The organism is Dyella sp. C11 (assembly GCF_003121485.1).
In the GTDB taxonomy this organism is placed as follows: domain Bacteria; phylum Pseudomonadota; class Gammaproteobacteria; order Xanthomonadales; family Rhodanobacteraceae; genus Dyella.
In genome coordinates, this window is sequence record NZ_QAVX01000025.1 from 41247 (window position 1) to 65239 (window position 23993).

Below are 23993 nucleotides of genomic sequence, written 5' to 3' on the forward strand. Positions count from 1 at the left end.
TCTGCCGACGCTCGAGTCACTTTTCTTTTGCTGGCCCAAAAGAAAAGTAACCCAAAGAAAATGGCCTTCAGAGCCAAGGCTCCTAGCATTGCGATGGGATAAGCCCGAACGGTTGAGGTGTGTTGCTGCTTGGCAACCTCCGCCGAGACACAGCGGGTACTTCCAAGCGCTTCGCAACGCGCCGATGCCAAGAGGGCTTAAAACAGGTGGCCGCTACCCTTCCCGACCGCTCCGATAGTTCAAAGCGAACGCTCCGCTTCCCGACCGCTATAGTGGTGTAAAGCCCGCGCGCTGCTTTCCGACCGCAGGGTCGATTCAAGAGACTCGCTTCGCTTTCCGACCGAAATGGGCAATGAGCTCCATTAAACACGCCATTGCGCAACCGCCGCTTTGGCTCCCTCTCCCCTCCGGGGAGAGGGTTGGGGTGAGGGGCCAATCTAGCCTCTCCCCTTCCAAGTGCTTCTTCTTGAAGGCAGGAGCTCAGCGACCTGCCCACGACGCGATGTGCAGCGCAGCTGCACGAGCCGTCCGCTCCGCTCTTGATCTTGGGCCCCCTGTGCGGCGGTGAGGGGTGGACGAGCAGGCCCCGCAGGGGTGCCTGGCAGGACGCCAGGCACTTTTCGTCCGGGCAGGAGCCCGGTCGAAAGGCCCGGCCGCCCCTCACGGACTGGCTGGGCTGAAAGCCCAGACAGCGCCAAGTGGGGGTGCCTTTTCTTTTGGTTACTTTCGACGCGAAGCTAGTCCCGTGGGATCTTTGGGCAAGCAAAGAAAAGTGACCCGGACTGCGGCAGCAGTTCGGAAGCCCGCGGCAGGCGAGCTAGGTCGAGGTAACGCTTCAACCGAGCGACAGAGCTAAGGCAAAGTCCCTGGATTCCCGCCTTCGCGGGAATGACGGTGAGGGGTAGAGACGTCGTCGTCAGAATGGCGGATAGAGACGAATAGAGATAGGAACGTCATCGCGACGATGCCGGTGAGAGATAGAAACGGTATCGCAAGCACCCACCCCTCACCCCAACCCTCTCCCCGGAGGGGAGAGGGAGCAGAGCATTGCGCTCACTCCGGCCAGCGAAACTCGACAAACGTATTGTTGAAATCCGGATCCTCGATCCCGCCACCCAACGTAGCGGCAAACGTCAAACCATCCGCCTCCAACTCCTGCCCCTCTTCAAAGCGGGCACCGAGCGCCTCCAATTCCACCAACCGCTCGCACAACATCCCTGCCCGATCGCTGTCGGCCTCGGGCACGTTGCGCAGGCTTACATCGGGACGGCCGAACTTGCGCATGCCGCGCGTGTGAATCCAGTAGCGGCCTTTCTCTTCTTCCTGGTCGCGCAGGATCAGCAGATGGTTGCGGATCGGCGCACCCTCGCGCACCACGAAGTGGCGGCGCCACGTGTCGGCGTCGTAGAGGTTCAGCGTCTGCGGATCAAGAATGGCCACGCCACCCACATCAAGCAGTGCCGCCAGCACGCCAAGCGTGTCACGCAGGTAGCCCGTGTCGGCGCTGTCGGGCAGGCGGCCGCGGATCACCAGCACTTCCGGCGCGTCGAGGGCTTGGCGATAGGCTTCGGGTGCATCTTCCTTGAACATGCGACCCACGCTGCCCTTGAGCGGATAGCCTTCCCACTGGCGCAGCTGTGCATGGTTGTGGCTGGTCAGTTCCACCCCTTCCGGCAGGCCTTCGCTGCCGTAGTCGAGCGAGGGCGCCCGGCCCGACTGGAATTTGCCGAACACGAAGAACTGCAACAGGATCTCTTCGTTGCTGGACTGCCAGTGCGGGCGTTGCCAGGCGGGAAAGGGGATCTTGGACATACCGTTCCTTAGGTCAATGCGAAGGGCTCAATGCCCCTCGCCCAGCGGCAGCACCGGCTGCTGCAGTTCTATCCTGCCGTGTCCTTCCGTAATGTTCTTGAACTCGGCGCGACTCACGGAGACATAGCGGTCGTTGCCGCCGATCTCAACCTGCGGACCTTCGGTCACCGCCCGGCCCTGTTCATCCACGCGCACCACCATGGTGGCCTTGCGGCCGGTGTGGCAGATGGTCTTGATCTCGTCGAGGTTGTCCGCCCACGCCAGCAGGTAGCGGCTGCCCTCGAACAGCTCACCGCGGAAATCGGTGCGCAGTCCGTAGGCCAGCACCGGGATGTTGAGCTTGTCGACCACGTCGCTCAGCTGCCACACCTGCGCCTTGGTAAGAAACTGCGCCTCGTCCACGAACACGCAATGCAGCGCCCCGCGCGCCGCGATATCGGCCTGGACCAGTGCCAGCAAATCCTCTTCCCCGCCGAAACGGCGCGCGTTGGCCTTCAGGCCGATGCGCGAGGCCACCACGCCTTCACCGAACCGGTTGTCCAGCGCTGGCGTGAGGATGAGCGTGCGCATGCCGCGCTCGTGGTAGTTGTAGGCGCTCTGCAGCAAGGTCGTGGTCTTGCCGGCATTCATCGCCGAATAATAGAAATAGAGCTTGGCCATGGCGGTTCCTGTGGCGGGGCGCCGATGTTACCCGGTTGTCCTGCGGTGTTCAGCGCTCAAGCCTTGTCCAGTGGTGTGTTGCCACCCGTGAACTGCGAGCGGGCCTGGGCCAGCCGGTAGCGCCGCTCCGCCTTCCAGCGGCGCCAGTTGCCTAACGCCAGCACGCCATAGACGACGCGGAAGGCGGCGATGCGCGACCACACCTTGAACGAGTCGAACACATCGCCCGCCAGCATGGAGATCACGCCCTGCTCGATCTGGAAGACATTGTTCGGCGACCGGAACAGCTTGCGCATCACGGGCCCGTTGAAGCGGTAGATGAAGAAGCCGAACCGCCGCATGCCGCGACGCTGGCGTCGTTCCAGGCGCCGTTGCAACGCGGCTTCCCGCCCGGGGCTTCGCAGCGCTTCGTCAACCACCTCCACCGCCTGCTCCGCGCCGCTCATGGCCAGGTAGACGCCCGAGGAAAACACCGGATCGAGGAAGGCGAAGGCGTCGCCCACGAGAATCCAGCCCGGGCCACCCATGCGCGCCGAGTCATAGGAATAGTTGCCGGTCACACGCACATCGTTGCCCATCAGTTCGGCGTGCTCGATGCGCTCCCACAGCGCCGCGTTCTGGCGAAGGGTATCGAGCAGGAATTCCACGGTGCGGCCACGTCGCTGCTTGAGATAATCGGGGCGGCACACCGCGCCTACGCTCATCACGCCGTTCGGCAGCGGAATCATCCACATCCAGCCGTGATCGAAACGGTAGATGCTGATGTTGCCCGCGTCCTTGCCGGGCCGAAACGTGGCGCCACGGAAGTGGCCGAAAATGGCCGCGCTCTGGTGTTCGGCGTTCTTGCGCTTGAGCTTCTTTTTGCCGGAGAGAAACGCATCGCGACCTGACGCATCCACCACGTAACGTGCATGAAGCTCGTAGTCGCTGCCATCGGCGGCGGTCACACGCAGAAGCCAGTCACGCGGCCCGCGCTGCTCCACGCCACGCACTTCGTGTCCCTCGCGCGCATCCACGCCGTTCTCGCCTGCGTGGCGATAGAGCATGCAATCGAAATCCTGCCGCCACACTTGATACGCGTGCGGCGGGCTGTTGCCGAGGGCGCGTGAGAAATCGAACGTGTTGTAGCCCTGCTCGTTGTCGGCTTCGAAATCCGCGCCAGGCTTGTGCACACCCAAGGCTTTCACCTTCTCCATCACGCCCAGGCGCGTGAAGATGGGCAGGTTCATCGGCAACAGCGATTCGCCGATATGAAAACGGGGATGGTGGTCCTTCTCCAGCGCAATGACGCGGTGGCCACGCCGAGCAAGCAACGTGGCCGCCGTGCTCCCCGCGGGACCGCCGCCGATCACCACCACGTCGCACGCATGCCCGGAAGGCCGTTCGTCCGCCGTCATGCCGCCACCCACGCGTCGATGTCGTGCCCGCGTGCCGCGCGACACACATCCCTGTTCCTGATCGCATCATCGAAGTACCGCTTGACCATGCCGGCTCCCTGAAACAACGCCACGACCGTTGAACTAGGCTGCCGGTCGCGTCGGATTGACGGGTGGTGGCGCGACCTGTTCCGGATCGCCCACCTTGACGTGACCACTCATCTGCATCTGCCACTGCAAATCCTTCACCTGCAGATACTCCGCGGTGTTCATGTGCAGTGCCTTGTCGAACTTGCTCAAGTCCTCGACCGTATTGTCGCCATACGTCGCGTAGCCATTGCCCACCCAGCCCAGATGACTGCCGGTGACCTGGCTGCGGCTTGTACCGATCTCCAGTGTGAGTCGACGGGCACCCACGTCATCGCCGTAGTCGGCATCGAGCGTGCCGCGCAACACCATGGCCTTGGCGCGCTCCTCGTCGTTCAGCTGACTCCAGTAGATCCGCAGCTGGCGTTGCAGCTCGGTGTAGCCGCGGCTGGCGGCAAGCTCCATCCATGCATAGCCAAGCGGGCGATCCCTGGCCACGCCATCGCCCGTCCAGTACATCACGCCAACGAGGGCCTGCGAGGTCTTGTCGGCGTAACGCGACGCCAGGCGGAAGTAGTTGAAGGCATCGCGGTGGTGGCCGTCGCCGTAGGCTTCCATACCCTTGATGCGGTAACGCAGATCGCTGTGGGCGTCGATGAATACAGGCGACGCCATCCCGCCGAGCAGTTCGGTGCTGCGCTTGGCTTCCGCGTCGCCGGTGGCCGGTTGCTGCGCCCCTGCATGGCTGGCGCAAGCCAGCACCATCACGCCTACGCCTACGTTCGTCAGTCTGCCCATCTCACGCTCCCGTGATCTGCAGGTTCCTGTGCTACATCGCCAGCGGCCAAGGCAGCATAGCCTGCTTTGGCCGGGGGTGCTCTGCTAACATCAGGCGCCGCCAAACCACCGCGTCCACCATGCTCAATCCCCAACAATTGGCCGCCGTCGAACACTGTGACGGACCACTGCTGGTATTGGCGGGCGCCGGTTCGGGCAAGACATCCGTGATCACGCAGAAGATCGCGCATCTCATCGCCCGCAAGAAACTCGCACCGTCGCGCATTGCCGCCATCACCTTTACCAACAAGGCGGCGAAGGAAATGCGCGAACGCGTGGCCAAGCTGATCAGCAGCGAAGACGCCGCCGCGCTCACCGTGTGTACGTTCCACGCGCTGGGCCTGAAATTCCTGCAGATGGAGCACGCACGCGCGGGCCTGCGCAAGGGTTTTTCCGTGCTCGACGCGGACGACAGCGAAGGCATCATCAAGGAGCTGTCGCCCAAAGGCGTGAAGCCCGACGTGCTGTTCGGCATCCGCAACCTGGTGAGCCGTGCGAAGAACGCTGGCCTGTCGCCCGAAGAAGCTCTGGCCGCTGCACGCAGCCCGCGTGAGATCGACGCCGCGACCATCTACCAGATGTATCAGCAGCGCCTGAACGCATTCAACGCCGTCGACTTCGACGACCTGATCCGCCTGCCGTTGCGCATTCTGGAAAGCGACGAAGAATGCCGCACGGTGTGGCGCGAACGCCTGCGCTACTTGCTGGTCGACGAATACCAGGACACCAACGACGCACAGTTCCGCCTGCTGAAGGCACTGGCCGGCGAGCGCGGCAGCTTCACCTGCGTGGGCGACGATGACCAGTCGATCTACGCATGGCGCGGCGCCAATCCCGAGAACATCGACCAGCTCGGCAAGGATTGGCCGAGCCTGCGCGTGATCAAGCTTGAACAGAACTATCGTTGCGGCAAGCGCATCCTGCGCGCGGCCAACAAGCTGATCGCCAACAATCCACATCTTCATGAAAAGAAGCTGTGGAGCGAGCATCCGGAAGGCGCGCAGATCCGCGTGCTCGAATGCAAGGAAAACGAACACGAGGCCGAACGCGTCGCCGCCATTGCCGCGACGCTGGCGGAAAAGCACAAGGCACGCTGGCACGACATCGCCATTCTTTATCGCGGCAACTTCCAGGCGCGACCACTGGAAAAGGCCTTGCGCCTGGCACGCGTGCCCTATCACCTTTCCGGCGCCTTGAGCTTCCTCGACCGCGCGGAGGTGAAGGACCTGCTCTGCTATTTCCGCCTGCTCACCAACCCAAGCGATGACGCCGCCTTCCTGCGCGTGGTGAATGTGCCCAAGCGCGAAATCGGCTCCACCACGCTGGAGAAGCTCGGCGAGATCGCCCAGACACGTCACGCGCCACTACTGGAGGCGGCACGCAGCGACAGCGTGTTGCGACAGCTTTCGCCGCGTCCCGCATCCGCACTCGCTTCATTCACGCAGCTGATGGACGAGCTGCGCAGCGCCTCGATTCACCAGAGTGCGGCGGATCTCGTGGAAACGGTTTTGCAGCGCACGGGTTACGCCGCCCACGTTGCCGCCAGCACCCCCGACGCGACGCTGCGCGAGCGTCGCCTGGGCAACCTGCGCGAACTGGCCGACTGGTTCCGTGCCATGCAGCGCAACGACAACACCACCGGCGACCTGGCCGCGCAGCTTGCCTTGCTCACGCATGCCGATCGCGACGAACCCGGCAACGCCGTGCGCATGATGACGCTGCATGCAGCGAAGGGCCTGGAGTTTCGCTTCGTCTTCATCGTGGGCTGCGAGGAAGGCACGCTGCCGCACGATGGCGCCATCGACGAAGGGCGCATCGACGAAGAACGTCGCCTGATGTACGTGGGCATCACCCGCGCCAAGGAAATGCTCACGCTGTCGTGGTCGGCCAAGACCAAGCGCTACGGCGAAGTGCACAGCAACCAGCCCAGTCGCTTCCTGCACGAGCTGCCGCAGGACGACCTGCACTGGCAGGGCAAGGACCCGGAAGCGGACAAGGAAGTGGTGCGCGAAACCGCCGAGTCGCACCTGGCCAAGATCAAGGCCATGCTGGCGGGCTAACACGCCCGCGTCATGCAGTTACTATCCGGTTTCGCATGTTCTGCGCCGCCGGATGCCATGACCGATTTCTCCCAGATCTACGAACAGACCCTGGCAGCGTTCAACCGCCGCGAGTGGCCGCGTGTAATGCAGCTTGGCACGCCCTTGCTGCGCGGGCTGTCGGAGAACGCAGGGCTTCATTACGTACTCGGCATTGCATCGCTGGAGCTTGGCCAGTTGCAGGCAGCAGCCCGCCACATGGGCTATGCGGCCGCGCTTGAGCCGGCCAGCAGCCTCTATGCGAGCCAGTTCGCGCGCATACTGTCCGCCTGCAATCTCACCGCGGAAGCGCTCGCCGAAGCCGATCGCGCGTTGGCACTGGCGCCCAGCGATGCCATGCAGCTCGATACGCTTGGCGTCATCTACACGCTGGCCAACGCGCACCAGAAGGCGTGTGTCGCCTTCGAGCGCGCAACGGCGCTGGCCCCGGATAGCGCTCATCATCACTACAACCTTGCTTCGTCCCTGATCGCGACGGGACGACTGGACGATGCCGAGCGCGAGCTGGAAACCTGTATTGCCCTCCAGCCGAACGCGTGGCGCGCGCACTTCACACTGGCGCATGCACGCAGGCAGACGCCGGAACGGCATCACCGGGAGCGCCTGGAACACTTGCTTCCTGCAACGGGCGGCGACGATCAGGCGCACATGTACGTACACCTTGCGCTGGCCAAGGAATGCGAAGACCTTGGCGACTATGCCGCGGCCTTTGACCACCTGACGAAAGGCAAGGCAGCAGGAGGCAAAGGGCGCGGTTACCGGCGCGAGAACGACCAGGCCCTGTTCGATGCGCTGACGAAGGCGTTTCCCGAAACCCCAACCGTCCATCGCGGACACGACAGCGCCGAGCCCATCTTCATCATCGGCATGCCGCGCTCGGGCACGACGCTGGTGGAGCGCATCGTGAGCAGCCATCCGGACGTGCAGACGGCCGGCGAACTGCAGAACTTTGGCCTGGTATTGAAGCGGTTGTCGGGCAGCCGTACGCCCGCGCTGCTGGACGAAGACACCATTACGCGCGCCCTGCAGGCCGATCCCGCGCTGGTCGGGCGCAACTACATCGCCAGCACGCGCCCGGGCACCGGCACGCGACCTCGCTTCATCGACAAGCTGCCCCACAATTTCCTCTATGCCGGCTTCATCGCGCGCGCGCTGCCCAACGCGAAAATCCTCTGCCTGCGGCGGGACCCCATGGACGTTTGCCTGAGTAATTTCAGGCAGCTGTTCAGCCTTACATCGCCCTACTACGACTACGCGTTCGACCTGCATGACACGGGCTACTACTACGCCCAGTTCGATCGTCTGATGTCGCACTGGCAGCGCGTGTTGCCCGGTCGCATTCTCGAGGTGGACTACGAGACCCTGGTCGATGAACAGGAAGCGCAGTCGCGGCGCATCATCGATTTCTGCGGATTGGCCTGGAACGATGCGTGCCTGGACTTCCATGAAAACCGCTCGCCGGTTTCCACCGCCAGCGCCGTGCAGGTACGTGAACCCATGAATCGCCGTTCGCTGCAGCGCTGGAAGCGGTATGGCGCGCCAATGGAGCGCCTGCACGCGCTGCTGGAAAGCGAAGGCGTCGCGCTGCGTAACTGACACGTTATCCGCCGCAAAAAGAAAGGCCCCGCTTGCGCGGGGCCTTTTGTGTTGCGACATCGAAAAACGAACGCTTAGAACTTGTAGTTCGCTTCGAGGTAGTACGCGCGACCGTACACGTTGTAGTTCGTGTCGTTGTACGCAGACGACGTGGTACCCGGATAGCTGTGATCTTCCGGCGGCATCTTGTTGAACACGTTGTTGACCATCAGCGACAGGCCGAGGTTCTTGAACACGTTGTACGTGACGCTCGCGTTGTACAGGATCCACGGGGCCAGCTTGCCGGTGCCTGCCACGGTGTAGTTGTCTGCCACCGTTGCCAGGTAGTTCGGCGTGGAACCGTAACGGTTGAAGTACACCGTGCCGCTCCACTGGTCGTTCGGGGTCCAGGTCAGCGAGCCGTTGACCTTGGTCTTGAAGTCCGTGCTGTAGTACGGGTGACGCAGCACGTCCACGAGCGGGTCGCCCGGGTACTGCTGGATCTCGTGCTTGAGCACGTCGCTGTACGACGTGGCGAAGCTCATGTTGCCCCAGCTGCCGACGCTCCAGCCGTAGCTGAATTCAGCCGTCAACGCGTTGACCTTCTCGCTCGCCACGTTCACCTTCGGGGTGAGGATCGACTGGATCTGGCCCAGCAGGGTCGGATCGAGCGAGATGCCGCGGGTGATCTTGGCGAACGCGTTCTTGCAGGTCGGCGAGCTGATGTCGAGGGTGCCGATGTCGCACAGGTATTCGGCCTGCGAGAGCTTGTCGGCGTCTTCGATGGCCACTTCGTTGCTGATGTCGTAGTGGTAGTAGTCAACGCTGAAAGACATGCGCGTGACCGGTGCCCACACGAAGCCGTAGCTCCACACCTTGGCGGTGATCGGCTTCAGCGCCGGGTTGCCCGACTGCGTACCGGAGTACTGGGTATCGTCGTACGGCGCCTTACAGTTGGCGATATCCGACGGCGGGTGACCCATGCGTGCGCAGTTGAGATAGTCAGGCACGAAGGAGTAATAGCCGCTCTCGCCCTGGAACTCGTCGGACAGGGTCGGCACCTTGAACGCCGTGCCGTAGCGACCGCGCAGCAGGAACGACTCCCACGGACGGTATTCGATACCGATGTTGTAGGTGCCGTGGCTGACGTCATTGCCGTCCACGTTGTAGCTGTCGTAGCGACCAGCGGCGTCCAGCGTCAGCTGGCTGAGCAGCGGCAGGCGCAACTCGGTGGTGACAGCGTAACGCGAGCGATGACCCGCACCCTGCACGTCCGAACGGCCCCAGATGTCGCCGTCGAGCAGGCGCTGATCAGGGACGTACGACCAACCCTGGTTGCCGCCTTCGGCCACCACGGCGAGACCCGCGTCACCACCCGGCAGCACGAACAGCGAACCGTTGGTCACCTGACCGCGGATCATGTTGTCCCAGGTCTTGGCGTTGGTGGTGGTGTAGCCCGTCATGGCCTTGAAGTCGGCCTGCGAAATCTGCTTGTAGAAGTTCGCGTAGTTCGGGGTGAACACCGGGTAGCTGTGGTAGTACGGGTCGGTACCCTGCTGCGGACCCAGCACATTGTTCTGGAAGTACGCATCCATTGCGCCGGCGAAGCGATCGAAGTTACGCACTTCGAGCTTGTCGTCCGAATGGGTGAAGCCCAGGTCGTAATCCCAGTTGGACTGGCCGAAGGTACCCTTGCCGCCCACCGTGAACATGTAGGAGTTCTCGGTCTGCTTGTCCATGATGTTCTGGAAGCCGCCGACTTCTTCCGGGCCGAACGCGCGCTGCAGCGCCACGAAGTCGTCCAGGTTCGGATCGTAGAACGCGCTGCCGAAATCGCTGGTGCCCCACCAGGTGTACGCAGCACCGGCCGTGTACTTCTGCTCCTGGTAGTTGTAGAGGAAGTCACTGTACAGCTGCAGGTTTTCGTTAACGTCGAAGGTGGCGTGCGTGTAGACGTTCGCCGTTTTCGAATCGTTCTGCAGCGTGCGATAGCCCGGCGAGTAGAACGTGCCGCAATAGGTGCGGCCGCCGCTGCGCGTTTGCAGGCCTTCCGTGCCCTTGAACAGGCCGGTGGTGCCGGCGCAGTTGTTCGGATCTTCGAAGTAGTAGTGGCCCGAGAACGGGCTGTACACCAGGAAGTCACGCGACGCGACCGCGGCGCTGGTGCCCTGGGTGTAGAACTGCTTGGTCAGGCTGCGATCGAAGCCCCAGATCGGCTGGGTGCTTTCGAACTGGCCGCCGACGAGGATGTTGAATTTGCCGGCGTTCCAGCTATCGGCAAAGCTGACGCGACGATCCGCACCGCCGCCGCCCGAGTGCCAGCCGTAGCGGGCATCGATGGTCGGGGCATCGATCTTCTTCTTCAGCACGATGTTGATGACGCCGGCGATGGCGTCCGAACCGTACAGCGACGACTGGCCACCCGGCAGGATGTCGATGTGATCGACCATGTCCATCGGGATGCCGCTGAGGTTGTTGAACGAATCGCTGCCGTTGTAGAGGGCCGGGAAGTTACCCATCGGACGACCGTCGATGAGGTACTTCACGAAGCCGACGGGCAGGCCGAACAGGCTGAGCGTCTGGGCACCCTGGGTGAAGCTGGCGGAGGTGCTGGCGCCCTGCACGCTACCCGTGGCAAAGCTGGACTGCTGCAGTGCTTCGGCAACGGAGGTGAAGCCGCGCACCTTCATGTCTTCCGCCGTGATGGTGGTGACCGGGGCGGAGGTTTCGATCTGCGACTGCGGAATGAGCGAGCCGGTGACGGTAACGGCCTCGAGCTTCTTGGCCTTGTCGCTCTGTGCCTGATCCTGCGATTGCGACGCCGTGTCTTGCGGATCGGGCATGGCAGTGGCCGCATAAGCGTGCGAATAACCGAACGCCATGGCTGCCAGCACGGCAACCGTGAGCTTGGACTTCAACATGTTTTTCTCCCCTACTAAACGCAATGATTTGCTGTCGTTGCTGCCGTGTTTTGAGCGATGCCGGCTCCCTCCCGGCATAACCCTTCGTTGAAAAACGCGATACGACTACGGCTTGTATAGCTGACGGCTAGCTGAACGCACCGCAAAATCATGTTTAGCACGAGACAAATTTTTCACACAACCGTTTCTTTTTGCGAATTCGCAAGTGTGTGTTTTTACGTATGTTTTTCGCAAAAATGTGACGTAAAGTTGTAGGGTTTTTCCTACAAGCGATGCAACGAAGCCAGAAAAGGCCTACCGCTGGAGGGGTAAAACGGCAGCGTATGGAACAAAAAAACCCCGCCACGAGGGCGGGGTTTTCTGTCAGCCGAGGGGTTGCCTGGGCAACCCTGGATTCAACACGAATCAGCCGTTGGTGTGGCCTCCGAAGCGCCACTGCAGCTGCAGCATCACTTCGCGGCCATACACGTTGTAGTTCTCGGTGTTGTAGTACGGGAACGTGCCCACATACGAACCGTCCTTGGGTGGCATCTTGTTCGTGATGTTGTTGGTCAACAACGAGACGTCCACATCCCTGGTCGGCGAGTAGGTGAAGCTCCAGTTCCAGGTGATCCACGGTGCCACCTTGGCATCGCCCGGATAGTTCGGACCATTGATGGTGCCGGTGTAGTTCGGCGACGGTCCGTTGCGATGCCAGTACAGCGTGCTCGCCCAGGTGTCGTGGAACGACCAGCCCAGCGAACCGCTGATGATGCTCTTGAATTCCTGGCTGTACAGCGGATTGGTGAGCTGGTTGATGGTCGGGCCGCCCGGGTAGATCTGGTACGCATGCTTGAGCATGTCGTTCCAGTCCAGCTGCACGTTGAACTGGCCAATCGGGCTGGGATGGAACAGATACTTGATCTGCGACGTCACCGATTCGGTCTGTTCGCTCGACACGTTGATGTAGTACTGCGTGATGCTGGTGACCTGGCCGGTCAATGCGTCGCGCTGCACCTGCGAGGTGGCCGCCACGCAGTCCGGCGAGTTGGCCGGCAACTGGCCTTCCAGACACTGGTCTTCCTGGCGCATCAGCAAATCAGCAGGCTGCGGTGCGATTTCGTTGCTGATGTTGATGTGCAGGTAGTCGCTGGTGATGCTCAGGTTGTCGATCGGCGCCCACACGAAGCCCACCGACCAGCTCTTGGCCGTAGTCGGCTTGAGCTTGGGGTTGGCCAACGTGGTGCCTGACACTTCGTAGTAGTAGTTCTGCGTGCAGTTCTTGCCACCGCCCTGCGTGTTGCACAGGTAGTAGTCGGTGATGTCCTGGTAGTTGCCGCTGGGGCCCAGGTACAACGCCGACATGTCGGGGGCGAGGAACGCCGTGGAGTAATTGCCACGCAGCAACAAGGTGTCGAGCGGGCGGAATTCCAGGCCGGCCTTGTACGTGAACTTGCCGTTGTCGCTGTTGGACGCGCTGTAGTGGTCATAACGACCCGACAGGTCGAGCGTCAGCATCTTCCAGATCGGTGCGTTGAACTCGAACGCCGACGCCGCATGGTTGCGCGTGCCGCCACCGGAGTTGCCGGTAAGGCCCCACACATCGCCATTGAGGATCAGCGGGTTCAACGGCTCGTACCACGCCTGGCTGCCGCCTTCCACCAGCACGGCCAAGGCCGCGTCACCGCCCGGCAACGAGAACAGGCTGCTGTTGGTGATGGTGGCGCGCGTGTTGTTGACCCAGGTGTTGGATTCGCTGCTGATGTTCTGCATGAAGCTGGCGAGCTGTGCCGGCGTCAGCGGCGTGTAGAACTGCTGCCAGTTCGGGTTGTAGACGTTCAGACCGGTGTTCGGGTCCTGCCCCAACGAGGGTCCCAGGATATTGCCGAAGTAGCTGTCTACCGCGGCAGCCATGCGTTCGGGCGTGCTCGAGGTGGTCTTGTCGCCCGAGCGCACGAAGTACACATCCCACTGCCAGTTCGAATCACCAAACGTACCGTTGGCGCCGATGTCGGCCTGGTACATCAGGTCATCCTGACGACCCAGCTGGTTGTAGTAGTTGTTGCCCACTTCTTCCGGACCGAACACGCGCTCGGGATAGAGGATGTGGCCGTTGGGGGCTTCGATCAGGCCGCCCGGGTAATCGATGGGGCCCCACCAGTTGAAGTCCGAACCCGGCGTCCACTTCTGCTGCTGCCAGTCGACCAGGGCATCGCCGTAGAAGCGCACGTAGTCGTTGAGGTCGTACTTCAACTTCAGCATGCCGTCGTAGCTGCGGCTCTGGTTCTGCAGCGTGGTGTAGCCGTAGACGTCATTCGAACCGCAGAACGTGCCGGTACGCGTGGCGATCGTGGAATGGGCGTCGACCGTGGTGCCATGGAACAGGCCGCTCATGGCGGAGCAGTTGTCCGGCGGGCTGATGTAGCCCTGCACACCGCCGGTGTAGGTGTCGAGCGTGCCGTAGTCGAGCACGCGCGCCACCGTGACGGGCGTCGGGTTGGTCGCGGTAAGCGAACGCTGGTAGGCCCAGATCGGCGACTGGTTGTCGAATTCGATCGAGCCCAGCACATCGAGCTTGCCGAACTGGTGGCCGAAGCTGAGCGACATGCGCTGGCTGGAGCCACCGCCGCCGTCGTAACCGCCCGCGCGCACCAGCACTTCGGCACCGTCCATGTGCTGCTTGGTAACAATATTCACCACGCCCGCGATGGCCTGCGAACCGTAGATGGACGACGCGCCACCCGGCATCACGTCGATGTGATCAATCATCGACAACGGAATGTTGGAGATGTTGGTGAAGTTGCTCTCGCCGTTGTAGAGCTGGCCGAACTGGGTGATGGGACGACCATCGATCAGGGTCAGCGTGTACTCGGGGTTCAAGCCGTAAAGGCTGATGGTCTGCGCGCCCTGGGTGAAGCCGCCGCTGGCCTGCGGACCCTGCACGGAGCCTGTAGCCATCACGGAGCTCTGCAGCACTTCGCTCACGCTGTTGAAGCCGCGCGCTTTGATTTCCTGGCTGCTGATCGTGTAGATCGGCGCGGCCGTCTGGATTTGCGCGTTGTTGATCAGCGTACCGGAGACGCTGACGGTATCGAGTCGCTTGGCCTTCTTCTCATCGGCCTGCGTAGCGGACTGGTCCTGCGACGCGTCCTGAGGCTGGTCGGTTGCGGTGTTGCTACCCGGCTGGGCATTGCTGCTTGAATCGGAGGTAGCGGCGAACGCTGGCACGCAGCCGAACGCCAAGGCCGCCAGCACGGCGACCGTGAGCTTGGACTTCAACATGGATCTCCCCTACTGCTTTATGTAATGAGTGATGTCGAGCACGCACGCTTTAAGCAAGTCGATGATTCCGGCGTCCCGTCTCCCCACGGTTCGCATGTCATTTGGACGCCCAAATGAAATCACCTGCCTATTTTTCTAACACAAAGCTGACGTGTCGCAACAGCCCTTGGACGATCGCAAATTGTTGAATCGCAAGAAGTATTTTTTAACGTCAAGAGATTGCGCGTTATTCGCAGGAGTGCGCCGGATTCGCAGGTTCACCATGCCGTCGCGCAAGAATGCGTTCACGCTTCGCAAGCGCGAACGACCAAAGCATGAAAGTTTGCGACGCGCGCCGCGAAGCTTGAGGCGGGTCAGATCAGCCGCTCGGCTTCCAGCTCGCTCTTGAGGTACGCGTAGTAGATCGGCGCAGCAATCAAGCCTGCAAGGCCGAACGCCGCCTCCATCAACAGCATGGCCACCAGCAGTTCCCATGCACGTGCACGGATCTGGCTGCCCACGATGCGCGCATTGAGGAAGTATTCAAGCTTGTGGATGAGGATGAGAAAGCCCAGCGCCGCGATACCGACCCCAAGCGAGATGGAAAGTCCTGCAATCGTGATGGCGGTATTGGAGATGAGGTTGCCGATTACCGGCAGCAGACCCACGATGAAGGTGATCACCACCAGCGTCTTCGCCAGCGGCACGTGGATGTCCAGCAGCGGCAGCACGCCGAGCAGGAAGATTGCCGTGAACACGGTATTGAGCAGCGAAATCTTTATCTGCGCGAACACGATGTTGTGGAACGCTTCCGCCAGTCGCTGCGCACGCAAGCCGAGCGCCGATGCGAGCGGCCCCACCTGGTGTGCCGGCCGTGCGCGGCTGAGCGCCACGATGGCACCCAGCACCATGCCGATCAGGATGTGCACGAACACGCGCGCCGCTTCCTTGCCGATGGTCTGCAGGCTCACCGAGTGCTTGCGCGTCAATTCCATGGCCATCAGGCGAAGGTCGTCCACGCTGTCCGGCAACCAGCCCACCACGGTGGCCGGTAACTGCTCGCGCGCCTTCTCCACCAGTGGCATCAGCTGCTGCTGCCACAACAACTCCGGATTGCCGATTTCATTGCGCAGGAAGCTCACCGCGCTGAGGATCAGCAACACCAGCAGCCCGACCACGATGGTGGCTAGCAACGCCACCACCAGCACGCGCGCCCGATCACCCGGCACACGCTTGCCAAGCAAGGGCGCCGTGGACTGCACCAGTTCGTATACCAGCAGGCCGGCCAGCAGGGCCGGCATCAACCTCAGGCCCAGCAGCAGCACCAACGCGAGGCCGGTCAGCACGTAACTCGTGATGCGGATGGCGGGCGACGGAGGACGGACGATCGGTGCAGGGTCCATGCAAAATCATGCGAACGATGGGGATGCGTGCAGTCTGTCAGCAGACCATGACGGCCGCCAGCCTCACGGGTAAACCGTCAGGACGGAGCGGCGCGCCATTCAGACCGGCGGCCGGGCGTTCGGTGGCCTGGCCCCACCCACCGTCAGCCGTCTGCCGCGCTCACTTGTTGCCGTCCATCTGCAGGAACGGGATCGGCGCATTGGCATAAATATGCTGCGGCAGCTCACCGTTCCACTTCTCGGCCTTGATCTTTTCAACTTCGATGCGGCGCAGTTCCAGAACATCCTTGCTCTTGGCCAAGGCATCGCTCTGCGCCCTGAGCGCTTCGGCCTGGGCATTGGCGGCGGTCACGGTGGCATAGGCCTCACCATCCGCCTGGGCTTTCAGCGCATCCGCATCGGCCTGTGCGGTGACCACCTTGGCGCGCTGCTCCGCCTCCACCGTGCGCACCTTGTTCTCGGCTGCCAGGCGCAGCTGCTCCTGCGTGACCTTCTCGTTGATGGCGTGCATGTAGGTATCGGAGAAGGAGAAGTTGCGCATGTCGATATTGATCACCTGCGCGCCATACATGTTGAGTTTTTCCTTCAGCGCCAGGTTGATGTCCGAGGAGACCTGCGAACGCTTGGCAATCAGGTCCGGCGCGGAATAACGCGCAGTGACGGCCTTGAAGACTTCCTGCGTGGCCGTTTGCACATAGGACGAAAGATCGCCGTTGTGGCTGTATTTCTCGTACACCTCGGAAACGCGATCCGTCTGGATGCTGTAGCGCACGGTCAAGCTCACCTTTACCGGCTGCGTATCGCTGGTGCTGCCATCGGCTTCGTCGATCTGCGCCTCTTCGGCGCGAATGCTGAAAAGCGCCAGGTTCTGCCACGGCGGCACCACGACCAGGCCTTCGGGCTCGATCTTCCTGATGGCGCCAAACTGCGTCAGCACACCGCGCGATCCGGTGGGCACCGTGCGGAACGGCCAGAACGCGATGAGCACGATCAGCACCACGACCCCGATGATCACGTTGCGCAGGAGCTTGAAGCGGTTGCTGCTTTCGATTGCAGGCATCGATGGACATCCTTGTGGAGAAAAGAGACAGCCACAGGCGCAGGCGCGGTCCAGCCGTCACCGGGCCTGTGGCCAGCGAGAGTGTGAGATGAATCCCCGGGGCGAATGTAGGGTGACCTCTCACTGTCGTAAAGTTGCGCGATCCTGCGCGACCCGCTTTCAGAGGTTTTCCCATGTCCGTTCGTTTGCCGGCAGCCCTTGCCGCCCTGGTCCTGCTCGCCGGTTGCACCAGCACTGCGCCCACCAAGACACCCGCGCCGAGCGTGCCTGCAACACCCGTTGCCACGGCGCCGGCACCCAGCACGCCCGCCGATGACAACCTCAATGCGGTGGCCTGGAGCCAGACGGCGATCGAGCACGACCTGATCTATCTGCAGACTTATCGCGATGCCGAATCGCGCCTGCTGGCCGCCCTCGCCGACAAGCAGTGGGACGCGCTGCCCAAGGACGACCGCCTGACGCCCATCAAGGATCTCAAGCCGGCCGTGGTGCTGGACATCGACGAAACCGTGCTCGACAACTCGCCGTACCAGGCGCGCCTGATCAAGAGCGGCGGTGAATACAACGAAGCCGACTGGGCGGCCTGGTGCAACGAGCAGCGCGCCCGCGCGCTGCCCGGCGTGGTCGAATTCACCCAGTTCGCGGCCAAGCACGGCATCGCGGTAATCTATATCTCCAACCGCGCCAAGGACCTGGACCAGTCCACGCTGGCCAACCTGCGCAAGGAAGGCCTGCCGGTGTCCGGTCCGGAAGCGTTCCTGGGCCTGGGCACCTTTGTCGAAGACTGCGAGCAGGTGGGCACGGAGAAGGGTTGCCGCCGCCAGCTGATCAGCCACAAATACCGCGTTTTGATGCAGTTTGGCGACCAGATCGGCGATTTTGTGACGGTTCTGGCCAACAACGCCGCCGGCCGCCAGAAGGCCATGGCGCCCTACATGGACTGGATTGGCACCCGTTGGTTCGTGCTGCCCAACCCGACCTATGGCGCGTGGGAGCCCGCTCTGTTTAATAATGACTACACGGCCCCGCGCGACGAGCGCCGTCGCCAGAAGGTCCAGTCGCTGCGTTTCGACTGATAGCGATCAAATAAAAACAATCACTTACGCTATTAAAGCTAAAGTATTGCTTTAGGTTTAACGGGGAAGTAAGATCCTCCCCGCCAACACCTGCTGACCTTGATAATTCCGCAGGCAAGGCCATTTCCCTTCCGGCTCTGCCGGATTACCCCGTGAGGCCAAACGCCCGCGGGGTTTTCTTTTGGGCGTCCCCAACATCGGGACAACCCAAAGCTGGCTTGAACGGGCTCCCGGGCCGGCGCCCCGACCCCTTGTTCACGTGAAGCCTGCGCCCTTACGCTCCGCCGACCGCCCGGCGAACGTGCCAGGCGCCATCCGATACCGAGACTCCATGCGTCGCTCATCCGTTTTCTACGCCGTTGGTGCGTTCATTGCCCTGCTGGTGCTGGCCACGGTGGCCGCGTTGTTCATGACATCGCACAAGCCCGCCAGCGGTCCCGGCACCGTGCCCGTGGTGGTCGGCGGCGACACGCCGGAAGCCTCGGTGCAGCAGTCGATCGCGCTGATCAAGGCGGCCGACTTCGCCGGCTTCTGGAAGCACGCACTGCCACCGGCCGACTACGACACGCTGCGCGCCGACTGGACCCGCCCGCGCCCTGACGACCATCCGCTGTCGGCCGAAGAGCGCGCGGATTTCGTCAAGGACATGCAGCAGCTGACCGAGCCGGACGCGGAAACCAAGCTGTACGCCGTCGCCAAGCCGAAACTCATGCAGCTGAAGCAGCAGTATTCCGATCAGGTGCCGGTGATGATCGGCATCTTCCAGGCCATTGCCGCCACCGGCGTGGCGCAGAGCAAGGAACTGACCAACCAGCAGAAGCAGCAGGCGACCGAGGTGATCAACGTGCTCGCGCCCTGGGCGCAGAACGTGCCCTGGTTCGACCAGACCCGCGCCAAGCAGGTGATCGACGTGGCGGTGGCCCCCGCCCGCAAGCTCGACCTGAAGACGCCCGAGCAGCTGAAGTCGATGGATTTCGACACCGCCATGCAGAAGTACAGCGTGGGCTTCCTCGGCATCAAGCAGGCGCTGGCGGTCTACGGCCTGTCGGTGGACGACATGCTGGACTCGGTGAAGATAACGACCACGGAAAACCGCAACGGCCATGCGCATGTGCGTATCGACTACACCTTGCTCGGCAAGCCGTTGTCCACCGAATCGGACCTGGTCGAACAGGATGGCCGTTGGTACAGCGCCGATGTGCTGCAGAACGTTCGCGAGGCCCACGAACGCCTGCTTGCCCCGGCACCGCCGAGCAGCGTGGCACCGCCCAGCGCAGCCTCAACCATCCAGGCCATGACGGTCACGCCGGCAACCAGGCACTAAGCCAAGCACCAAGGTGAAGACGCCCGAGACGGGCGACAGAACATCTTGTTTACCCACGCCCCGGTAAAAGGCCGGGGCGATGGGCATGCCGCCTGATCAGCAGATTCCGGAACAACCGGGCTCACCAGTTACAATTGGGGAATGCAGAATATGTCGACCACGGACACGCCCGCCCGTAGCCGCGCCCCCTGGTGGTTCAACCTGGTCGGGCAGTTGCTCGAGCCCTGGGTACGCATCCGCCGCGATCCCGCCGAACCCGCCGCCCTTCTCCAGGCCGGCGTGCCGGTTTGCTATGTGATCGAACGCGATGGCCTTTCCGATGCCCTGATCCTGGAGCGCGCCTGCCGCGAGGCCGGCCTGCCCACGCCCATGCAGCCGCTGTCCGGCACGCGCCGCAAGCGCTCGGTGTTTGCCCTGGCGCGCCGCGATGGCTGGCTGTTCGGTCGCAACCGCAAGCGCTCGCCCAACGACACGCTGGGCCAATTGGTGCGCTCGCTGGATGGCGTTCCGGATCGCGACGTGCAGATCGTGCCCGTTTCCATCTACGTCGGCCGCGCGCCCACCCGCGAGTCGGGCTGGTTCAGCGTGCTGTTCTCGGAAAACTGGGTGGTGGTCGGCCGCTTCCGCCGCATGCTGGCGCTGCTGCTCAACGGCCGCGACACCGTGGTGCATTTCTCCACGCCGGTGTCCCTGCGCACGGTGGTGAACGAAGCGGGCGAGATTCGCCCTGAGCGCCTCACCCGCAAGATTGCCCGCGTGTTGCGCACGCACTTCCGTCGCATCCGTGCGGCGGTGATCGGCCCCGACCTCTCGCATCGCCGTACGGTGGTCGATGCGGTGTTGAACGCCGAACCCGTGCGCGCGGCGATTGCCGCGACCGCCGCCAAGGAAAACATCAGCCAGGCCAAGGCGTGGCGTCGCGCGCACGATCTGGTGATGGAAATTGCCGCGGACTATTCGCACCCGGTGGTGCGTTCGGCGTCGTTCCTGCTGTCCAACTTCTGGAACAAGCTTTACGACGGCATCCACATGCATCACTTCGACAAGGCCCGCGCCGCCGCGCCTGGCCATGAAGTGGTGTACGTCCCATGCCACCGCAGCCACGCGGACTATCTGCTGATGTCCTATCAGCTGCACATGTCCGGCGTGGTGGTGCCGCACATCGCGGCGGGCGTGAACCTCAACCTTCCGGTGATCGGGCCCATCCTGCGTCGCGGCGGTGCGTTCTTCCTGCGCCGCAGCTTCAAGGGCAACGCGCTGTATTCGGTGGTGTTCAACGAATACGTGGCGCAGCTGATCGACCGCGGCGTGCCGATGGAATACTTCATCGAAGGCGGCCGCTCGCGCACGGGCCGACTGTTGGCGCCGCGCGCCGGCATGCTGGCCATGACGGTGCGTGCCTTCCTGCGTGCGCCGCGCCGACCGGTGCTGTTCCAGCCCGTGTACATCGGCTACGAGAAGCTGATGGAAGGCAAGAGCTACATCGGCGAACTCTCCGGCAAGCCCAAGGAGAAGGAATCGCTGATCGGCCTGCTGCGCGGCCTGAAGGTGCTGCGCCAGCGCTACGGCCACGTGGCACTGAATTTCGGCGAGCCAATCGAACTCAATCCGATGCTCGACGCCGCCAGCCCCGACTGGCGCACCGATGATCCCGATGCCAAGCCCGAGTGGCTGGGCCGCGTGGTGGACGATCTGGCCGACAAGATCCAGATCAACATCAACCGCGCCGCCGACGTGAACCCGATCAACCTGCTCGCGCTGGCGCTGCTCGCCACGCCCAAGCACGCCATGGCGGAAAACGACCTGCTTTCGCAGATCGAACTGATGAAGGCGCTGCTGGAAGAGCTGCCGTATTCGGATCGCATGACGCTCACCTCGATGGACCCACCCGGCATCATCGCTTATGGCGAGCAGATGGGCTGGATTCGTCGCGTGCGCCATCCGCTGGGCGACGTGCTGGTCACCGAAGACGAGCAGGCGGTGTTGCTGAGCTACTTCCGCAACAACGTGCTGCACCTCACCGCCACGGCGGCGTGGGTGGCCTCGTGCTTCCTCAACAATCGCCGCATGTCGCGCGCGTCGGTGCTGCGCCTGGGCCGCATCATCTATCCGTTCATCCAGGGCGAGCTGTTCCTGCCGTGGGACGCGGATGGCTTCTGCCAGCAGCTGCAGGCGACCATCGATTTCTTCGTGCGTCGCGGCCTGCTCGAAGCCACCGGCGAAGGCCGTGTGCTGGAGCGTGGCCCGGGCCAGGACGATGCCGCATTCCAGTTGAAGATCATCGCGCGCAGCCTGATCCAGGCCTTCGAGCGCTACTACATCACCATCGCGGCACTGGTGAAGAACGGCCCGCACACGCTGTCGTCGGCGGAGCTCGAAAACGCCTGCACGCTTACCGCGCAGCGCCTGAGCCTGCTCAACGAATTGTCGGCGCCGGAGTTCTTCGACAAGGCGCTGTTTCGCGGCTTCATCCAGAAGCTGCGCGAGAAGCGCATCGTGTGGACCGACGACGCCGGCAAGCTCGATTACGACTCCGCGCTGGAAGACATGGTGCGCGATGCACGCGTCATCCTTGCGCGCGAAGTGCGCCATTCCATCCTCAAGATCACCCCGGGTGGCGATGGCGAGAAGGACAACGGCACGACCGAGAAGCCGCTGCCGGCGGACGCCACCAGCGAAGCGCTGCACGAACGCCACGTAACCGCCGAGCAGCACGAGCACGCGCCGGTGGAAACGACCGTGATCGAAGAAAGCGCGACCAGCGAGACGTCCTCCAAGGACTGATCGGCCAAACGTCCAGGGGTGACTTTCGTCACCCCTCTTGCGGCGTGAAGCTCGCCTAAGATGACCTCTTCATCCGGGGAGCTCATCATGATCAAGCGCGTTGCTTCAGCCATCGCCGCAGCCCTTGTGCTGCCGGCCGCCATCGCCGCCGAACCGGCACAGCCCGCTCAGAACATCACCGTGTTGCAGTGCGCGCGCATGGTCGATACCGCGGCCGGCAAGATGCTTGGCCAGACCACGCTGATCATCGAAGGCAAGCGCGTCAAGGAAATCAAATCCGGCGCGGTCGACCCCAAGCCGTATGAGGATGCCGCCAAGTCATCCGGCGCCACCTTCGCCTTCTACAACGTGGCCAGCGGCACCTGCCTGCCCGGCCTGATCGACTCGCACACACACCTCACCAGCGAAACCAGCCCCACCGGTTACACCGACCAGTTCCGCTGGAACGTTTCCGACTACGCCATCCGCTCCACCGTCTATGCCAAGCGCACGTTGATGGCCGGCTTCACCACCGTGCGCAACGTGGGCGACATGGCGAACGAATCCATCGCGCTGCGCAACGCTATCAACGCTGGCATCGTGCCGGGCCCGCGCATCTTCACTGCCGGCAGGCCCATCGGCACCACGGGCGGCCATGCCGACCCCACCGATGGCTACCGTTCCGATCTGGCCGGCGACCCGGGCCCCAAGGACGGCATCATCAACAGCCCCGAAGATGCCTACAAAGCCATCCGCCAGCACTACAAGGATGGCGTGGACGTGATCAAGATCATGCCGTCCGGGGGCGTGCTCGACGAAAGCGCCAGCGCCGACAACGCGCAGATGACCATCGAAGAGATCAAGGCCATCACCACCACCGCGCACGATTACGGCTTCACCGTGGCCGCGCATGCGCACGGCGCGGAAGCGATCCGCCGCGCCGTGCTCGGCGGCGTGGATTCCATCGAGCACGGCACCTTCATGAACGACGAAGACATGAAGCTGATGAAGGAACACGGCACCTGGTACGTGCCCACCATCATCGCCGGCAAATATGTGCAGGAAATGGCCGCCAAGCCCGGCTACTACCCGCCGCAAGTCGCCGCCAAGGCGCTGCAGGTCGGCCCGATCATCCAGGCCACCGCCGGCAAGGCGTACAAGGCCGGTGTGAAGATCGCCTTCGGCACCGATGCCGCCGTCTATCCGCACGGCCAGAACGCGAAGGAATTCCAGTACATGGTGGAAGCCGGCATGCCGGCCATGTACGTGCTGCAGGCCGCCACCACGCACGCCGCCGAACTGCTGCACAAGCAGAACGAACTGGGTCAGATCGCGGTGGGTCGCGTCGCCGATATCGTCGCTGTGCCGGGCAATCCGCTCGATGACATCACGGTGATGCAGAAGATGGATTTCGTGATGAAGGAAGGCGTGATCTACAAGGAAGGCGGCAAACCGACGATGTAACGCCGCAGCTTTTGCTCCCTCTCCCCTTCGGGGAGAGGGTTGGGGTGAGGGGCCAGCCCGCGAGAGCCTTTCCCGCCCCCTGTGGGAGCGCACCCTGTGCGCGACAAGCCGACGAAGCGGCAGCAACGAGACGCCGCGGTCGCGCACAGGGTGCGCTCCCACAGGGGGAAACGCGGCGATATCGATCAATGCATGACTTCGAGCCATGGTGTTGCCGTGGCTCTTGCTCTTGCTCTTGCTCTTGCTCTTGCTCTTGCTCTTGCTCTTGCTCTTGCTCTTGCCCTGGCTCTTGCTCT

Annotated in this window: 14 protein-coding genes; 6 read left to right on the forward strand and 8 right to left on the reverse strand. The window is 62.9% G+C overall.

Annotated elements, in window-relative coordinates:
• Nucleotides 1-1053: 1053 nt before the first annotated feature.
• The 4 genes from DK366_RS18825 to DK366_RS18840 form a co-directional block, all read right to left on the reverse strand.
• Nucleotides 1054-1812: a hypothetical protein gene (locus DK366_RS18825; protein ID WP_109127092.1), complete on the reverse strand. Its 759-nt coding sequence runs from the start codon at nucleotides 1810-1812 to the stop codon at nucleotides 1054-1056.
• Between the two features lie 27 nt (nucleotides 1813-1839).
• Complete coding sequence (locus DK366_RS18830; protein WP_109127093.1) at nucleotides 1840-2472, reverse strand: thymidine kinase; 633 nt, start codon at nucleotides 2470-2472, stop codon at nucleotides 1840-1842.
• A 56-nt stretch (nucleotides 2473-2528) separates the two neighbouring features.
• Complete coding sequence (locus DK366_RS18835; RefSeq protein WP_232821115.1) at nucleotides 2529-3914, reverse strand: NAD(P)/FAD-dependent oxidoreductase; 1386 nt, start codon at nucleotides 3912-3914, stop codon at nucleotides 2529-2531.
• A gap of 78 nt (nucleotides 3915-3992) precedes the next feature.
• On the reverse strand, nucleotides 3993-4733 hold the full coding sequence (locus tag DK366_RS18840) for a sel1 repeat family protein (RefSeq protein ID WP_109127094.1): 741 nt from the start codon (nucleotides 4731-4733) through the stop codon (nucleotides 3993-3995).
• A gap of 119 nt (nucleotides 4734-4852) precedes the next feature.
• On the opposite strand from DK366_RS18840, the gene DK366_RS18845 reads away from it, so the two are divergent.
• Nucleotides 4853-6832 carry a UvrD-helicase domain-containing protein gene (locus tag DK366_RS18845; protein ID WP_109127095.1) on the forward strand — a complete coding sequence of 660 codons (1980 nt, stop codon included), beginning with the start codon at nucleotides 4853-4855 and terminating at the stop codon, nucleotides 6830-6832.
• A gap of 57 nt (nucleotides 6833-6889) precedes the next feature.
• On the forward strand, nucleotides 6890-8467 hold the full coding sequence (locus DK366_RS18850; protein WP_109127096.1) for a sulfotransferase: 1578 nt from the start codon (nucleotides 6890-6892) through the stop codon (nucleotides 8465-8467).
• Nucleotides 8468-8541: 74 nt separating this feature from the next.
• Here DK366_RS18850 and DK366_RS18855 read toward each other — a convergent pair whose 3' ends face one another.
• From DK366_RS18855 to DK366_RS18870, 4 genes are all read right to left on the reverse strand, one after another.
• Nucleotides 8542-11367: a TonB-dependent receptor gene (locus tag DK366_RS18855; RefSeq protein WP_109127097.1), complete on the reverse strand. Its 2826-nt coding sequence runs from the start codon at nucleotides 11365-11367 to the stop codon at nucleotides 8542-8544.
• Between the two features lie 405 nt (nucleotides 11368-11772).
• Nucleotides 11773-14628, reverse strand: a complete 2856-nt coding sequence (locus DK366_RS18860) for a TonB-dependent receptor (protein ID WP_109127098.1) — start codon at nucleotides 14626-14628, stop codon at nucleotides 11773-11775.
• 353 nt (nucleotides 14629-14981) lie between these two features.
• Nucleotides 14982-16010: an AI-2E family transporter gene (locus DK366_RS18865; protein ID WP_109127099.1), complete on the reverse strand. Its 1029-nt coding sequence runs from the start codon at nucleotides 16008-16010 to the stop codon at nucleotides 14982-14984.
• A gap of 160 nt (nucleotides 16011-16170) precedes the next feature.
• The gene (locus DK366_RS18870) at nucleotides 16171-17070 is read right to left on the reverse strand and encodes a prohibitin family protein (protein WP_109127100.1); all 900 of its coding nucleotides are present in this window, start codon (nucleotides 17068-17070) and stop codon (nucleotides 16171-16173) included.
• A gap of 173 nt (nucleotides 17071-17243) precedes the next feature.
• Here DK366_RS18870 and DK366_RS18875 point away from each other — a divergent pair, with 173 nt between their 5' ends.
• From DK366_RS18875 to DK366_RS18890, 4 genes are all read left to right on the forward strand, one after another.
• Nucleotides 17244-18146 (forward strand): HAD family acid phosphatase, encoded by a 903-nt coding sequence (locus tag DK366_RS18875; protein WP_109127101.1) that lies wholly within the window; start codon nucleotides 17244-17246, stop codon nucleotides 18144-18146.
• A 331-nt stretch (nucleotides 18147-18477) separates the two neighbouring features.
• Nucleotides 18478-19470, forward strand: coding sequence for a hypothetical protein (locus tag DK366_RS18880; protein WP_109127102.1), 993 nt, complete (start codon nucleotides 18478-18480; stop codon nucleotides 19468-19470).
• A gap of 150 nt (nucleotides 19471-19620) precedes the next feature.
• Entirely contained in the window at nucleotides 19621-22254 is a 2634-nt protein-coding gene (gene plsB, locus DK366_RS18885) for a glycerol-3-phosphate 1-O-acyltransferase PlsB (RefSeq protein ID WP_109127108.1), read from the forward strand.
• Nucleotides 22255-22341: 87 nt separating this feature from the next.
• Complete coding sequence (locus tag DK366_RS18890; protein ID WP_232821116.1) at nucleotides 22342-23697, forward strand: amidohydrolase family protein; 1356 nt, start codon at nucleotides 22342-22344, stop codon at nucleotides 23695-23697.
• Nucleotides 23698-23993 lie beyond the last annotated feature (296 nt).

Coding starts and splice junctions, on each gene's coding strand:
- DK366_RS18825 (WP_109127092.1), bottom strand. CDS start 1,812: ATGTCCAAGATCCCCTTTCCCGCCTGGCAACGCCCGCACTGGCAGTCC.
- DK366_RS18830 (WP_109127093.1), bottom strand. CDS start 2,472: ATGGCCAAGCTCTATTTCTATTATTCGGCGATGAATGCCGGCAAGACC.
- DK366_RS18840 (WP_109127094.1), bottom strand. CDS start 4,733: ATGGGCAGACTGACGAACGTAGGCGTAGGCGTGATGGTGCTGGCTTGC.
- DK366_RS18845 (WP_109127095.1), top strand. CDS start 4,853: ATGCTCAATCCCCAACAATTGGCCGCCGTCGAACACTGTGACGGACCA.
- DK366_RS18850 (WP_109127096.1), top strand. CDS start 6,890: ATGACCGATTTCTCCCAGATCTACGAACAGACCCTGGCAGCGTTCAAC.
- DK366_RS18855 (WP_109127097.1), bottom strand. CDS start 11,367: ATGTTGAAGTCCAAGCTCACGGTTGCCGTGCTGGCAGCCATGGCGTTC.
- DK366_RS18860 (WP_109127098.1), bottom strand. CDS start 14,628: ATGTTGAAGTCCAAGCTCACGGTCGCCGTGCTGGCGGCCTTGGCGTTC.
- DK366_RS18865 (WP_109127099.1), bottom strand. CDS start 16,010: ATGGACCCTGCACCGATCGTCCGTCCTCCGTCGCCCGCCATCCGCATC.
- DK366_RS18870 (WP_109127100.1), bottom strand. CDS start 17,070: ATGCCTGCAATCGAAAGCAGCAACCGCTTCAAGCTCCTGCGCAACGTG.
- DK366_RS18875 (WP_109127101.1), top strand. CDS start 17,244: ATGTCCGTTCGTTTGCCGGCAGCCCTTGCCGCCCTGGTCCTGCTCGCC.
- DK366_RS18880 (WP_109127102.1), top strand. CDS start 18,478: ATGCGTCGCTCATCCGTTTTCTACGCCGTTGGTGCGTTCATTGCCCTG.
- plsB (WP_109127108.1), top strand. CDS start 19,621: ATGTCGACCACGGACACGCCCGCCCGTAGCCGCGCCCCCTGGTGGTTC.
- DK366_RS18890 (WP_232821116.1), top strand. CDS start 22,342: ATGATCAAGCGCGTTGCTTCAGCCATCGCCGCAGCCCTTGTGCTGCCG.